Genomic DNA, 14,740 nt, shown 5'->3' with positions numbered 1-14,740 from the left:
CCCTGCTTACTGGCTCAGGCCAGCGGGCTGGCGCAGGTGGTAATCGGTGGCTTGTTGCAGCTGGTGCGCGGCGTTGAGCAGCTTGGCTTCGCCAAAGTAGTTGCCGATCAGCTGCAGGCCCACGGGCATGCCGCCTTCGCCAAAGCCGGCGGGCACGCTCAGGCCCGGCAGGCCGGCCAGCGATGCGGGCAGGGTGTAGATGTCGGCCAGGTAGTTGGCGAGCGGGTCGCTCTTGCCGCCCAAGGCCCAGGCGACGGTAGGCGCAGCCGGGCCGGCGATGATGTCGCAATCCTTGAACGCGGCCTGGAAGTCGTCGGCGATCATGCGGCGGATTTTTTGCGCCTGCAGGTAGTAGGCGTCGTAGTAGCCGTGCGAGAGCACGTAGGCGCCAGTCATGATGCGGCGCTTGACCTCGTCGCCAAAGCCTTCGGCGCGGGTCTTTTTGTACATGTCGACCAGGTCGCTGTAGTCCTTGGCGCGGTGGCCGAACTTGACGCCGTCAAAGCGGCTCAGGTTGGACGAAGCTTCAGCCGGCGCAATGATGTAGTACACGGGGATCGACAGCTCGGTGCGCGGCAGGCTGATGGGCACCAGCTTGGCGCCGAGCTTTTCGTACTCTTTCAAGGCGCCATCTACGGCGGCGCGCACGTCGGCGCTCAGGCCGTCACCAAAGAACTCGGCGGGCACGCCGATGCGAAGGCCGTCGAGTTTGTCGTTGAGGTGGCGGCTGAAGTCTTCGGCCGGCTTGTCGAGACTGGTCGAGTCGCGGTCCAGATCGGGGCCGCACATCTCGGACAGCAGCAGCGCGCAGTCTTCGGCGCTGCGGGCCATGGGGCCGGCCTGGTCGAGGCTGGAGGCAAAGGCGATCATGCCGTAGCGGCTGGCGCGGCCGTACGTGGGCTTGATGCCGGTGATGCCGCAGAACGAGGCGGGCTGGCGGATGGAGCCGCCAGTATCGGTGCCGGTGGCAGCGGGCGTGAGGCGCGCAGCCACAGCGGCGGCCGAGCCACCGGACGAGCCACCGGGCACGCGGGTTTTGTCCCAGGGGTTGCTCACCTTGCCGATGGCGCTGTTCTCGTTGGACGAGCCCATGGCGAATTCGTCCATGTTCAGCTTGCCCAGCGTCACCGCACCAGCAGCGGCCAGCTTGCTGACCATGGTGGCGTCAAACGGCGACTGGTAGCCGGCCAGCATCTTGCTGCCGGCGGTGGTGGGGAAGTCTTTGGTGACGAACAGGTCTTTGTGCGCAATCGGCACGCCTGCGAGCTTGCCGCCCGTGCCGGCGGCAATGGCGGCGTCTGCCGCCTGGGCCTGGGCCAGGGTGACGGCTTCGTTGATGTGGACAAAGGCGCCCAGATCCTGGTGGGCCTTGGCGCGGGCCAGAAAGTGTTGTGCAGCCTCGACAGAGGAGACTTCACGGCTTTGGAGCTTGGCGGCCAGCTGGGCCAGGCTCAAGTCATGCAATTCGGTAGGAGTGCTCATGCAAATCTCGCGATCTTGGCGATCTCGGTAAAGGGGAGGGGCGTGGTGCGGGCTGGGCGCCACCAGCGGCTGCTATATCTGTGATAGCGGCTGGTCTGGATTGCCAGGGCACTTGCGCCGGGGAAGCATGGAAAATGCTGTGAATTACTCGATGACCTTGGGCACCAGGAAATAGCCCTTTTCCACGGCAGGGGCGCTGCGCTGGTTGGCTTCGCGGTTGTTGGGCTCGCTCACCACATCGTCGCGCAGGCGCAGGGCGATGTCTTCGATGGCGGCCACCGGGTGCGACAGCGGCGTGATGCCGGTGGTATCCACAGCCTGCATTTTTTCCACAATGCCGAAAAAGTTATTCATCTGCAAGAGCATGCGCTCACTCTCGGAGTCTGATAATTCGAGCCGCGCCAGGTTGGCAATACGGGCAATGTCGTCTTTAGTCAGTGCCATAGAACTAGGTATGTAAACCAGTCGTAAAAAAACGAGGCTGGAAAGCGTTGCCCTGCAAGTTATTCACAGGGGATGCGGTATTATCCCGTCTTTGACGCAATAACACTGCAACGTCGGTCATTGCGCATCGAAAACCCCTGCTAGCCACCCCCTTACCCCCAATGACGGGCGATGGATCGTCGAAGCGCGGCCCATGCCCTAGAGGAAATCTGAATGTTCGGAGCGTTCCGTCGCTACTTTTCCACCGATCTGGCCATTGACCTTGGCACGGCCAACACGCTGATTTTTGCCCGTGACAAAGGCATTGTGCTCGACGAGCCATCGGTAGTCGCCATCCGCCACGAAGGCGGCACCCACGGCCGCAAGGTGATCCAGGCCGTCGGCCGCGAAGCCAAGGCCATGCTGGGCAAGGTGCCCGGCAATATCGAAGCCATTCGCCCGATGAAGGACGGCGTGATCGCCGATTTCCTGATCACCGAGCAGATGATCAAGCAGTTCATCAAGATGGTGCATCCGCGCACCCTGCTGTCGCCCAGCCCACGCATCATCATCTGCGTGCCCTGCGGTTCGACCCAGGTTGAGCGCCGCGCCATCAAGGATGCCGCCCTCAAGGCCGGCGCCACGCAGGTGGAGCTGATCGAAGAGCCGATGGCCGCCGGCATAGGTGCTGGCCTGCCGGTGTCCGAGGCCTCGGGTTCGATGGTGGTCGACATTGGTGGCGGTACCACCGAAGTGGGCGTGATCTCGCTGGGCGGCATGGTCTACAAGGGCAGTGTGCGCGTGGGCGGCGACAAGTTCGACGAAGCCATCATCAACTACATCCGCCGCAACTACGGCATGATGATTGGCGAGCCCACCGCTGAGCTCATCAAGAAAAGCATCGGCTCGGCCTTCCCCGGCTCCGAGGTCAAAGAGATTGAGGTCAAGGGCCGCAACCTGTCCGAAGGCGTGCCACGCAGCTTCACCATCAGCTCCAACGAGGTGCTGGAAGCGCTGACCGAGCCGCTCAACCAGATCGTCTCGGCCGTGAAGAATGCGCTGGAGCAAACCCCGCCCGAGCTGGGCGCCGACATCGCCGAGCGCGGCATGATGCTGACCGGCGGCGGCGCGCTGCTGCGCGATCTGGACCGCCTGCTGGCCGAAGAAACCGGTCTGCCCGTGCTGGTGGCCGAAGAGCCGCTGACCTGCGTGGTGCGCGGCTGCGGTATGGCGCTCGAAACGCTCGATCGCAAGGGCGTCACCATCTTCACCAGCGAATAAAAACCACCCAAACAGCGGTTTGCGCAATAATGGCGAGCGCCAGCTACTATGTTTAACATAGCAAGCTGCATGCTCGCCATTGGTGTTTTAGCCTCTGGCGGGCGCTTTCCAACCCGGCTCCAGCATGTCCAGCAATTCCTTCGATAGCGGCGTACCGACGTTCCGCCCGCAAGGCCCCAGCCCCAATGTGCGCTTGGCCTTGTGTGTGGCGCTGGCCGTTTTTCTGATGGTGGCGGACGTGCGCTTCAAGCTCACCGAGCCGCTGCGCAAAGTGGTGGGCACGGCCTTGTACCCGCTGCAATGGGTGATGCTGCAACCGGTGCAAATGGTGCAGCACGGCAGCAAGTATTTTGAAGACCTGCATACCGCGCAGACGGCCGCTGCCGAGGCCGAGAAAAAAGCCGTGCAGCTGGCGCAACGCGCCAACCTGGTAGAGACGCTGGACCACGAAAACCAGCGCCTGCGCCAGTTGCTCAATCTCACGCCGCGCCTGGCCACCAAGGGCACGCCAGCGCAGGTGGTGTACGAGACCGCCGATGCCTACAACCGCCGTGTGGTGATCGACAAAGGCGAGGTGGCCGGCATCAAGCGCGGCTCGCCAGTGATGGACGAAGGCGGCGTGCTTGGCCAAGTGACGCGGGTGTTCCCGATGTCGGCCGAGGTGACTTTGCTGACTGACCGCGAGCAGGCGATTCCCGTGCTCAACCCGCGCACCGGCGCCCGCGCCGTGGCTTATGGCGACCCGACCAGCTCCTATGGCGGCGGCATCGAGCTGCGCTTCATGCCCAGCAATGCCGATATCCAAGAGGGCGATCTGCTCACCACCAGCGGTGTGGACGGCGTGTATGCGCCCGGCCTGCCGATTGCTCGCATCATCAAGATTGAGCGCCGTGCGGATTCGCCCTTCTCACGCGTGTATTGCGAACCGCTGGCGCAGATGTATGGCGCGCAGTTTGTGATGGTGATCGACCCGTTGCCCGAAGACGCGCTGCCGCCGCGCCCTGCGCCCGATACGTCGAAAAAACCGGAAGGCCCGTCCTCGACGCCGCGAAAGGGCAAGCGCGGATGACGATACGCCAGACACAAGGAGAGCAGCGATGATCATGCCGCGTGGGCAGCCGCTGCTGCTGCCGGTCAACCCCTGGTTTATCGCGCTGAGCATTTTGCTGGCGCTGATGTTCAACCTGCTGCCGCTGGGCCGCGGTGTGTGGCTGCCCGACATGCTGCTGCTGGTGCTGGTGTTCTGGGGCGTGCACGAGCCGGGCAAGGTGGGCATGGCCTGGGCCTTTGTGCTGGGGCTGTGCATGGATGTGCACCAGTCTTCGTTGCTGGGCCAGCATGCGCTGGTCTATTCGGGCGTGATGTATGGCGTGGCCATGCTGCGCCGGCGCATCACCTGGCTGAGCGTGTTGGCGCAGGCGGTGCAGGTGCTGCCGCTTTTCATGGCCGCCGATGTGGTGCAGATGCTTATGCGCATGCTGCTGCGCGGCGGCTTCCCGGGTTGGGGCTTTATCACGCCTAGTCTGTGGTGCGCCTTGCTCTGGCCGGTGGTGAGCTGGTTGCTGCTGCTGCCGCAACGCCAGCCGCCCGACCACGACGAGAACCGGCCTTTGTAAGCCCGCTGCCAGCAGCCCAACGCGATGACCGAGATCCACAACTCCGAACGCGACCTCAGCCAGTTCAAGCTGCGGGTGGTGGTGATCGGCCTGGTGGTGCTCATCTGCTTTGGCATTCTGGTCTCGCGTCTGTATGTGCTGCAGGTGGAGCGCCATGACGATCTGCTGGCCCAGGCCGAGAGCAACCGCACGGCGGTGGTGCCCATCGTGCCCAACCGTGGCCAGATCTACGACCGCAACGGCGTGCTGCTGGCCACCAACTACTCGGCCTATACGCTGGAGATCACCCCTTACAAGGTGAGCGATGTGGAGGAGACGATTGACGCGCTGTCCGAGATCATCGACATCACGCAGCGTGACCGCCGCCGCTTCAAGCGCTTGCGCGAGGATTCGCGCAACTTCGATTCGCTGCCGATCCGCTCGCGCCTGACTGACCAGGAAGTGGCCAAGTTCACTGCGCAGCGCTACCGTTTCCCGGGCGTGGATGTGAAGGCCCGCCTGTTCCGCACCTACCCGATGGGCGAAACCGGCGCGCACATCATTGGCTACATCGGCCGCATCAACCAGCGCGAGAAAGAGCGCATCGACGATTCGGACGACTCTGCCAACTACCGCGGCACCGAATACATCGGCAAGACCGGCGTCGAGGCCAGCTACGAGAAAGAGCTGCACGGCCAGACTGGCGTGGAGCGCATGGAGACCTCGGCCGGCGGCCACGCCGTGCGCAAGCTGGGCAGCGCGCCCGCCACGCCGGGCGAGAGCGTGGTGTTGTCGATCGACATCAAGCTGCAAAAAATGGTGGAAGAGCTGTATGGCGAGCGCCGGGGCGTGGCCATTGCCATCGACCCGCGCAGCGGCGAGCTGCTCACCATGGTGAGCAAGCCCACGTATGACCCGAACCTGTTTGTCGAAGGGATCGATCAGGAGAGCTGGAAAGCGCTGAACGAATCTATTGACCGCCCACTGCTCAACCGCGCCATGCGCGGAACCTACCCGACCGGCTCCACCTACAAGCCCTTCATGGGCCTGGCCGGGCTGGAGACGGGCAAGCGCACGCCATCGTCCATCATTCAGGACGGCGGCAGCTGGACCTTTGGCGGCCATACCTTCCGCTCGGGCCACGCGCTGGGGCCGGTCGATCTGAACCGCGCCATCCAGCACTCGTCCAATGTGTACTTCTATACGCTGGCCAATGAGATGGGCGTGGACGCGATCCACGATTTCATGAAGCCGCTGGGCTTTGGCCAGATCACCGGCATCGACCTGCCCGGCGAAGTGCGCGGCGTGCTGCCCAGCACCACCTGGAAGCGCGAAACCTACAAGCGCCCCGAGCAGAAAAAGTGGTTTGCTGGCGAGACCATTTCGCTGGGCATTGGCCAGGGTTACAACAACTTCACCATCTTGCAGCTGACGCATGCGCTGGCCACCTTGGTGGACAACGGCAACAGCCGCGTGCCGCACGTGGGCCGTGCGCTGATCGACCCGGTGACCGCCGCGCGTCACCCGATAGAGCAGCCTCCGCCCAACAACCTGGGCTACAAGCAAAGCAATGTTGACGCGGTCAAGCGCGGCATGGTGTCGGTGGTGACGGGCGGTACAGGCCGTGGCTCGTTTGGCAACGCACGCTATTCGGCGGGCGGCAAAACGGGGACCGCGCAGGCCATCACCATTGGCCAGAAGGAAAAGTACAACGCCTCCAAGCTGGCCGAGCGCCAGCGCGACCACGCGCTCTACATCGCCTTCGCGCCTGCTGACGACCCCAAGATTGCCGTGGGCGTAATCGTGGAAAACGCCGGTTTCGGCGCGGGTAGCGCAGCGCCAATTGCCCGCCGCATCATCGACTACTGGTTGCTGGGCGATTACCCCAGCGAAGCCGACATGGCCGCCATGCAGCGCGGCCAGGCGACGGCGCCGATTGGCACGCCGCGCCGGGTGCAAGACATTCCCATGCAGCCGCTGAACGAGCCGCCGCAGTAAGGCCGCACGCTCAAAAAAGCCGCTGGCGTGTGAATAACGCCAGCGGCTTTTTCCTGGGATATTCTCGGAATATTGGGTATTCAAACAGCACCACTTCGCAGTGAAGCGGGCATTGGGAATGCTTACCCCAATGGTGAGATGGACCCGTAGGCTAGGCGTCTGGGGCGCAGACAGTACACGTGTACGGCAAGGCCCAGCAACAACGCATACGGGTTCATATCACCACCTCGAAACGAAGACTCTCAACACCGGCGTGCAGCTGGCTTTGTCACCGCGCTTGCGCCTCTAGGAAACCCGTGATGCAAAGGAATTGGGTTTGCCTCAGCCGCCGTTGATGACTTGCATGAACTTGCTCTGTGCAGCCATGACGGCCTGGCCCTTTTTGTTGGACTCGTCGATCAGCGCATTGATCTCCATGAGCACCTTGGCATCGCTCACCTGGAAGATGGAACCCAGCATCTTGATCTGCTCTTTGTGCTGCTCGGCGTAATCGGCCACTTTGTCGACGCTGGTGAACATCTCGTCGAGCAGCGGGAGCATTTCCTTGAAGGCGGCGGCCGGCTTGCTCACCGACTTTTCGTAGGCCTTGTCGTAAACCGGCTTGAGGTCTTCGGGCTGTTGGAAGCTGGCGCGTGCCGCGTCGGCCTTGGCCAGGCTGGCGTCCAAGGTGCTGCGCAGCTGCTTGAGGTTTTCGCGGGCGCCTTGCAGATCGCCACGGCGCTGGACGATGGCGCTCAGCGAGCCGAGGTTGCCCATGGATGTGAGCTTGTTGGCGGGGGAGTTGATCACCTGGTTGAGCTCCTGGTGGAAGCTCTGGATCACCTCGTACTGCTTGGCGTAATCGTCGCCCAGCGTGTCGCGGTCCTGCTTGGTCAGCAGCGGCAGCACGGGGCCTTTCACATCGATGACCCGGGTTTGCAAAAAGCCGATGAAGGCGGCGCGCTGCTTGGGCTCTTGCGAACAGGCAGCCAGCAGCGCGGCGCTGAACCACAGTAACGCCAGCAGGCGCAAAAAGCGAGATTGGTGAATTGAATGCATGCCGCAAACCGATAGTTGCAATGCATGCATCGTAGCCGCACTGCCTGACGAGCGGCCAACAAGATCGCGGTGGGCGTTGTGCGGTGGCGTCAGCCGTGCTGCTGCGCTCTCAGCGGATAAATGCGTCGTAGCCGGTTTTCAAGATCAGCGCGCTCACCACGACGATGAACATGCCGCGCACAAAGCCCGAGCCTTTTTTGAGTGCCATCCAGGTGCCCAGCATGCTGCCCAGCACATTGGCCACAGCCAGCGGAATCGCAAAATGCCACCACACATGGCCTTTGGCGGTGAACAGAATCAGCGCGGCAACATTGGTGGCGATGTTCAAAATCTTGGCGCTGGCCGAGGCGTTCAAGAAGTCGTAGCCGAGCCAGCGCACAAACAGAAAGACAAAAAAGCTGCCGGCGCCAGGGCCGAAAAAGCCGTCATAAAAACCGATGCTGGCGCCAATGGCGCAGGCCACCCAGGCTTCGACGCGGCCGCTGTAGCGTGGTGCATGCGTTTGGCCCAGCTGCTTTTTGTACAAGGTGTAGCCCAGCACGGCCAGCAAAATGATGGGCAAGGCCTTGCGCAGCATGCTCGGGTCGATGACGGTGACCGTCCAGGCGCCCAGCAGCGATGCGGCAAAACCGGCCAGTGCTGCGGGCCCAATAGCGGCCCAGCGCATATCGACCCGTTTGGCGTATTGGCGCGCCGACATCATGGTGCCCCAGACGCTGGCGCTCTTGTTGGTGCCCAGCAAGGTGGCCGGCGGCGCAGAAGGAAAAGCGCCAAACAGCGCTGGCACCAGAATGAGGCCACCGCCCCCGACAATTGCGTCGACAAAGCCGGCGAACATCGAAGCCAGCGTGACAAAAATCCATTCCATGGCCGCGATTGTCGCACCGCAACAGGGCGTAACCCTGTGTACCAGAGGCGCTAAATGCGGGGTGGCGGGCAGAACAGCGGGCGCGGGCGATGCTGCTGCACCAGAAAAACAAAAAGCGCCCGTAGGCGCTTTGGAAGGGGCATCTCTTTTTTTGTGATGCTTTATCAATATGTTTGAGTTATCGAGATGTCTCCTCGGTCCTCTCGTAGAGCACTGTTTCAGTGCCTCGAGTGCCTCTACTATAGGCGATGGCACCGGCATGGTGCATCAGGATTTACCCGCAAGGTAACTCGGAATGTGTAAAGTCGGCCAAAACCCGTTTTGGGACAGGAATTTGTCTTACAACGGCGCAGTTGCCCAGTTGTTGCGCACGAAATTGGTGTGAATCTGTGGTTTTGGGCTGCAAATGGCCTGGATTGGTGCGCTGCTGAGCCCGGTTGGCAGCGCGGCCTTTGGTAACCGCGCTGAAACCGGGGCCTGCACCATCATGGCCCGTGGCTGGCCAGAATCCATTCGGCGGCGCGCTCGGCCATCATCAAGGTGGGCGAGTTGGTGTTGCCGCTGGTGATGGTGGGCATGGCGCCGGCATCCACCACGCGCAGCCGGCGCACGCCGCGCACGCGCATTTCGCTGTCGAGCACGGCCATCGGGTCGTTGTCTGCGCCCATTTTGGTGGTGCCGACCGGGTGGAAGATGGTGGTGGCAATGTCGCCAGCCAGGCGCGCCAACTCTTCGTCGCTCTGGTATTGCGCGCCGGGCTTCCACTCGACCGGGTGGTATTTGGCCAGCGCCGGTTGCGCGGCGATCTGGCGGGTGACGCGCAGGCTGTCGGCCGCAACCTGGCGGTCTTCGTCCGTCGACAGGTAGTTGGGTGCAATGGCGGGTGCGGTTTTGAAATCGGCGTTCTTGATCTGCACCGTGCCGCGGCTGGTGGGGTTGAGGTTGCAGACGCTGGCAGTGAAGGCCGGAAAGTTGTGCAGCGGCTGGCCAAAGGCATCGAGCGACAGCGGCTGCACGTGGTACTGGATGTTGGGGTAGGGTTTGTCGGGGCTGCTGCGGGTGAAGGCGCCCAGCTGTGACGGCGCCATGCTCATCGGGCCGCTGCGTTTGAGCACGTATTCCAGGCCGATGCGCGCCTTGCCCAGCAGGTTGTTGGCCATCATGTTCAAGGTGGGTGCGCCGTCGATTTTGTAGACCGCGCGTATCTGCAAATGGTCTTGCAGATTGGCGCCCACACCGGGCAGATCGTGCTGTACGGCAATGCCGTGCTCGCGCAGCAGATCGCCGGGGCCAATGCCCGAGAGCTGCAGGATTTGCGGCGAGTTGATGGCGCCGGCGCTCAGAATCACTTCTTTGTCGGCCTGCACGGTGATGGTTTCGGTGCCGGTCCAGACCTCGGCGCCAGTGCAGGCGAGCTGGCCGTCGGGTTGGCGCGCGAGCACCAGGCGGCTGACCTGGGCGTTGTTCCAGATCTCGACGTTCGGGCGGCCGTAGCAGGTCGGGCGCAAAAAGGCCTTGGCCGTGTTCCAGCGCCAGCCGGCTTTCTGGTTGACTTCGAAATAGCCTACGCCTTCGTTGCTGCCGCGGTTGAAATCGTCGGTGGCAGGAATGCCGGCTTGCTGCGCGGCCTCGGCAAACGCATCCAGAATGTCCCAGCGCAGGCGCTGCTTTTCCACACGCCATTCGCCGCCGCTGCCGGTGCGGCGGTTGCCGTGCAATTGTGCAAAGCTGGGGCTGGCCGTGCCTTCGTGGTCGAGCCGCCAATGGTCTTCGTGGCGCTTGAAGTAGCCCAGGGTTTCGTTCCAGCGCCAGCGGGCGTCGCCGGTCAGCTCGGCCCAGTGGTCGTAATCACGCGACTGGCCGCGCATGTAGATCATGCCGTTGATGCTGGAGCAGCCGCCCAGCGTTTTGCCGCGCGGGTAGAGCAGGCTGCGGCCGTTCAGGCCGGCATCCGGCTCGGTTTTGTAGAGCCAGTCGGTGCGCGGGTTGCCAATGCAGTACAGGTAGCCCACGGGGATGTGGATCCAGTGGTAATCGTCGCGCCGACCGGCCTCGATCAGCAGCACCCGGTTGCGCGGGTTTTTTGAGAGGCGGTTGCACAGCAAGGCGCCAGCCGTGCCTGCGCCGATGACGATGTAATCGAAAGAAGTGTTGTCTCCGGGTGTCATTTTCTGAATCAATACCTCGGGCCTCCGGTGCCGCCCCCAATGCTGATAAACAGCTTGCAGTGTGCGAAATGCGGCCGCACTTGCCAACCGGGTAAAGACCGATGCAGGGCAGGGCACTGCAGACAATCGGCACGCTTACCTACAGTGGGCGCTGTGGTTGCTGCACACGGGCAGGCTGCGCCTGGGCGACACTCCGGCTATAGTCGCGTATTGCGTACACAACAATACAGACAGCACGCTTACTCCATGGCGGATTCAGCACCTCATATCACCGATGCCAACGACGCAGGCCAGCGCTGGGCGCAGCTGCGCGGCCGCTGGGGCGCGGCTGAGCTGGGCGACCGCAAGCAGTGGAAGCAGGCGCGGGCCCAGTTGCGCGCCCACCCGGCAGCCGACGACCAGGGCTGGGATTTGACGGGCGCCGACTGGCTTGACCACGTGGGCGCCCAACTCTTGTGGGAGCACTGGCGCCAGCAGCGCCCGGCGCAGCTGCGCATGACGCCCGTGCAGCAGCAGATGCTTGAGCGCATTGCGGCGCTCACCATTGCCTGCCCGCCGGCGCCCAAGGTCAATTGGCTGGGCTGGCTGATCCAGCTGGGCCTGGTGCTGCTGGGCTTTATCCGCCATGTGCGCGCCATGGTCGAGATGGTGGGCCAGCTGCTGATCGATGTGTTGCGCCTGCTGCGCAACCCGGTGCGCGGGCCTTGGCGCGATTTCTCGGGCAACCTCTACTCCACCGGCACCACGGCTTTGCCGATTACCGCGCTGGTCGGTTTTTTGATTGGCGTGGTGCTGGCCTATCTGATGTCGCTGCAACTGCGCCAGTTTGGCGCGGATGCCTTCATCGTCAATATCCTGGGCATCTCGCTGGTGCGAGAGCTGGGCCCGCTGCTGGGCGCAATTTTGGTGGCTGGCCGCTCGGGCTCGGCCATCACGGCGCAGATTGGCGTGATGCGCGTGAACGAAGAGCTCGACGCGATGCAGGTGATGGGCATCCCCAAAGGCTTTCGCCTGGTAATGCCGCGCGCGCTGGCGCTGGCGGTGGCCATGCCGCTGGTGGCAGTGTGGACGACGATGTGCGCGCTGGTGGGCGGCATGCTGGCGGCTGATGCGGCCATGGGCGTATCGCCCGCGTATTTCATCCAGGCCATGCCCAATGCGGTGAACATCGCCAACCTGTACCTGGCGCTGGCCAAATCGGTGACCTTTGGCGTGGCCATTGCGCTGATCGCCTGCCACTGGGGTTTGCAGGTGGAGCCCAATACCCAGAGCCTGGGCCGCGGCACCACCTCGTCGGTCGTGATCTCGATCACCGCTGTGATTGTGCTGGACGCGATCTTTGCCATCGCTTTCCGCCACGTAGGGTTCTAGCCATGCTTGCCGCCACCGCTACTGCCGCCACCCGCCCCGCAGCTGCCGCCAAGCCGGTGGTGCAGATCCGCAAACTCTGGACCGTGTTTGGTCGCGGCGATCAGGCTTTCTCGATCCACCAGGACCTCGATCTGGACGTCTACCAGGGCGAGATTCTCACCTTGGTGGGCGGCTCGGGCACCGGTAAATCGGTGCTGCTGCGCCAGATTCTGGGCCTGCTGCAACCGGCCAAGGGCGAGGTGCTGGTGCAAGGCACGCCGGTGCAAGAGCTCAGCCGCCAGGGCGCTGCCTCGCGCATTGGCATGCTGTTTCAGCAAGGGGCTTTGTTCTCGGCCTTCAATGTGCTGGAGAACATTGCTTTTCCGCTCAACGAACAAGGCACCCTGCCCGCATCGGTGGTGCGCGATGCGGCCATGGTCAAGCTGCAGATGGTGGGCCTCAAGCCCGAGCATGCCACGCGCATGCCGGCCGATCTCTCGGGCGGCATGATCAAGCGCGTGGCACTGGCGCGCTCGCTCATCATGGACCCGCCGCTCTTGCTGCTCGACGAGCCCACCGCCGGGCTCGATCCGAACAGCTCGGACGAGTTTTGCGAACTGCTCAAAAACCTGCACAGCGAGCTGGGCCTGACGGTGGTGATGGTCACGCACGATCTGGACACCTTGTTCGCGCTGTCGAGCCGGGTGGCGGTGCTGGCAGAGAAAAAAGTGATCATCAGCGCCACGCCCGCCGAGGTGGTGCACTTCAAGCACCCGTTTATCGAACATTTCTTCCTGGGCGAGCGCGGTCGGCGCGCCATGGCGCCGGTAGCGCCTCAGCCAGCGACAGAAGCAAAGGAATAGCTATGGAAAACAAATCGCATGCATTGGCGGCCGGCTTGTTTGTGGTGGTGTTGATGGCGCTGGTCATCGGGCTGAGCCTGTGGCTGGGCCGGGACACCACGGCCTACACGCGCTACGAGCTGTCCACGCAAGAGAGCGTCAGTGGCTTGCAGCTGCAAGCGGCGGTGCGCTACAAGGGTGTGCCGGTGGGCAAGGTGGTGGGCATCGAGTTCGACCCCGAGAAAAACGGCCAGGTGCTGATCCGGATTGCCGTCAACGCCGAAGCGCCGATTGCGCCTTCAACCTACGCGATGCTGGGTTTCCAAGGCGTGACTGGCCTGGCGCACATCCAGCTCGACGATGACAGCAACATCACCACCCCCTTGCCGCCCGGCCCCGACGGCCTGCCGCGCCTGCCCATGCGGCCTTCGCCGTTTGGCCAGATTGCTGAGCAAGGCCCGGTCATCATGCAGCAGGTGGAAGACGCCACGCGCAAGGTCAACGACCTGCTGGGCACCGAGAACCAGCGCCAGCTCATGGCCACGGTACAAAGCCTGGGCCAGGCCGCACAAAGCCTGGACGCGCTGAGCAAGCGCATGCAGGTGACGGTAGAGACCAAGCTCGATCCGGCGCTGGCCTCGCTGCCTGCTGTGGCGCAAGATGCACGCAAAACGCTGGTCAGCATTCAGCACACCTCCAACGATGTCAGCAAGGCCATGACCAGCCTGTCCGCCAAGGGCGGCGTGGTCGACCGGATGGGCACGGCGGTCGAGAAAGTCAGCGATGCGGCGGACAACTTCAACCGTGGCACCTTGCCCAACCTCAACCGCACCATGGGCGATGTCAGCAGCTCGGCTCGCCGCCTGGGCGAGACGGCCGACAATTTCAAGAACAACCCGCAGTCGCTGATCTACGGCAGCTCGACTGCGCTGCCGGGCCCCGGTGAACAGGGCTTTGTGGCGCCACCGGCCGCGGCCGGCGCCCGTTGAAGCCAAGAGCGATAGGAAGACACCATGTTTGAAACCGCTTCCCCCCTCGTCCAGCGCTGTGGCCGCTGGGCTGTTGCCACGGCAGCGCTGGCGCTGCTGGCGGCCTGTTCGGCTCTGCCGCAAAAGCCGGCGCCGGTGGCGCGCTACGACTTTGGCCCGCAATTGCGCCAAGCCAGCGACGCGGCCGTGCCAGCCAACACCATGCCGCTGATTCTGGCCAATGTGCGCTCTGCCGGTGTGCCCGATTCCAGCACGGCCATCCACTACCGCCTGGCGTATGCCGATGTGCGCGAGCTGCGCCCCTACACGCAAGCGCGCTGGACGATGCAGTTCGACCAACTGATCCAGCAGCGCGTACGCGATGCACTCAGTGCGCAGCGCGCCGTGGTGCTGGGGGACGATGGTGCCATGCAAGCCCTGAACCGGGGCGCCGTGCCAGCCATGCTGCGCCTGGATGTGGAAGAGTTCGACCAGGTGTTTGAATCCACCACCTCCAGCCACGGCGTGCTGCGCCTGCGTGCCACGCTCACCGAGGTGACGCCCAAGGGCGAAGTCTGGCTGGGGCAGCAGGTGTTCACGGCGCAGCAGCCCGCCACCAGCGCCGATGCCGCCGGTGGCGCTGCGGCTTTGGGCGCCGCCACCGACCAAGTGGCCCAGCAGCTCGATGCCTGGCTGCGCAAGCTGGGGCGCTGAGCATGCCCCGCTT

Annotated in this window: 13 protein-coding genes; 8 read left to right on the top strand and 5 right to left on the bottom strand. The window is 63.6% G+C overall.

Annotation, left to right across the window (positions count from 1 at the left end; genetic code table 11):
• Positions 1-6: 6 nt before the first annotated feature.
• Both gatA and gatC read right to left on the bottom strand, forming a co-directional pair.
• On the bottom strand, positions 7-1,482 hold the full coding sequence (gatA, locus tag ACFIQF_RS19640) for an Asp-tRNA(Asn)/Glu-tRNA(Gln) amidotransferase subunit GatA (RefSeq protein WP_393945329.1): 1,476 nt from the start codon (positions 1,480-1,482) through the stop codon (positions 7-9).
• Between the two features lie 144 nt (positions 1,483-1,626).
• Positions 1,627-1,926 (bottom strand): Asp-tRNA(Asn)/Glu-tRNA(Gln) amidotransferase subunit GatC, encoded by a 300-nt coding sequence (gene gatC / locus ACFIQF_RS19635; protein WP_393945328.1) that lies wholly within the window; start codon positions 1,924-1,926, stop codon positions 1,627-1,629.
• A 213-nt stretch (positions 1,927-2,139) separates the two neighbouring features.
• Here gatC and ACFIQF_RS19630 point away from each other — a divergent pair, with 213 nt between their 5' ends.
• From ACFIQF_RS19630 to mrdA, 4 genes are all read left to right on the top strand, one after another.
• Positions 2,140-3,186, top strand: a complete 1,047-nt coding sequence (locus ACFIQF_RS19630; protein ID WP_393945327.1) for a rod shape-determining protein — start codon at positions 2,140-2,142, stop codon at positions 3,184-3,186.
• Between the two features lie 124 nt (positions 3,187-3,310).
• Entirely contained in the window at positions 3,311-4,255 is a 945-nt protein-coding gene (gene mreC, locus ACFIQF_RS19625; protein WP_393945326.1) for a rod shape-determining protein MreC, read from the top strand.
• A 28-nt stretch (positions 4,256-4,283) separates the two neighbouring features.
• Positions 4,284-4,802 carry a rod shape-determining protein MreD gene (mreD, locus tag ACFIQF_RS19620; protein ID WP_393945325.1) on the top strand — a complete coding sequence of 173 codons (519 nt, stop codon included), beginning with the start codon at positions 4,284-4,286 and terminating at the stop codon, positions 4,800-4,802.
• Between the two features lie 24 nt (positions 4,803-4,826).
• The gene (mrdA, locus tag ACFIQF_RS19615; RefSeq protein ID WP_393945324.1) at positions 4,827-6,779 is read left to right on the top strand and encodes a penicillin-binding protein 2; all 1,953 of its coding nucleotides are present in this window, start codon (positions 4,827-4,829) and stop codon (positions 6,777-6,779) included.
• A 321-nt stretch (positions 6,780-7,100) separates the two neighbouring features.
• On the opposite strand, the gene ACFIQF_RS19610 is transcribed toward mrdA, so the two are convergent.
• The 3 genes from ACFIQF_RS19610 to ACFIQF_RS19600 all read right to left on the bottom strand — a co-directional run bounded on the left by ACFIQF_RS19610 (position 7,101) and on the right by ACFIQF_RS19600 (position 10,853).
• Entirely contained in the window at positions 7,101-7,817 is a 717-nt protein-coding gene (locus tag ACFIQF_RS19610; protein ID WP_393945323.1) for a DUF3053 family protein, read from the bottom strand.
• 109 nt (positions 7,818-7,926) lie between these two features.
• Positions 7,927-8,685, bottom strand: coding sequence for a sulfite exporter TauE/SafE family protein (locus ACFIQF_RS19605; RefSeq protein ID WP_393945322.1), 759 nt, complete (start codon positions 8,683-8,685; stop codon positions 7,927-7,929).
• 485 nt (positions 8,686-9,170) lie between these two features.
• A complete protein-coding gene (locus tag ACFIQF_RS19600; RefSeq protein ID WP_393945321.1) occupies positions 9,171-10,853 on the bottom strand; it encodes a GMC family oxidoreductase in 1,683 nt (560 codons plus the stop codon).
• A 246-nt stretch (positions 10,854-11,099) separates the two neighbouring features.
• Here ACFIQF_RS19600 and ACFIQF_RS19595 point away from each other — a divergent pair, with 246 nt between their 5' ends.
• From ACFIQF_RS19595 to ACFIQF_RS19580, 4 genes are read left to right on the top strand one after another with little or no spacing between them, the layout of a single operon-like run.
• On the top strand, positions 11,100-12,224 hold the full coding sequence (locus tag ACFIQF_RS19595; RefSeq protein WP_393945320.1) for an MlaE family ABC transporter permease: 1,125 nt from the start codon (positions 11,100-11,102) through the stop codon (positions 12,222-12,224).
• A 2-nt stretch (positions 12,225-12,226) separates the two neighbouring features.
• The gene (locus ACFIQF_RS19590; protein WP_393945319.1) at positions 12,227-13,066 is read left to right on the top strand and encodes an ABC transporter ATP-binding protein; all 840 of its coding nucleotides are present in this window, start codon (positions 12,227-12,229) and stop codon (positions 13,064-13,066) included.
• Between the two features lie 2 nt (positions 13,067-13,068).
• Complete coding sequence (locus ACFIQF_RS19585) at positions 13,069-14,034, top strand: MlaD family protein (RefSeq protein WP_393945318.1); 966 nt, start codon at positions 13,069-13,071, stop codon at positions 14,032-14,034.
• A 24-nt stretch (positions 14,035-14,058) separates the two neighbouring features.
• The gene (locus ACFIQF_RS19580; protein WP_393945317.1) at positions 14,059-14,727 is read left to right on the top strand and encodes an ABC-type transport auxiliary lipoprotein family protein; all 669 of its coding nucleotides are present in this window, start codon (positions 14,059-14,061) and stop codon (positions 14,725-14,727) included.
• Positions 14,728-14,740 lie beyond the last annotated feature (13 nt).

The sequence above is a fragment of the Comamonas trifloxystrobinivorans genome, from assembly GCF_043359985.1.
Lineage (GTDB): Bacteria > Pseudomonadota > Gammaproteobacteria > Burkholderiales > Burkholderiaceae_C > Comamonas > Comamonas trifloxystrobinivorans.
Note: the sequence above shows the minus strand (reverse complement) of the source record. Positions and strands in the feature narration are given on the sequence as shown.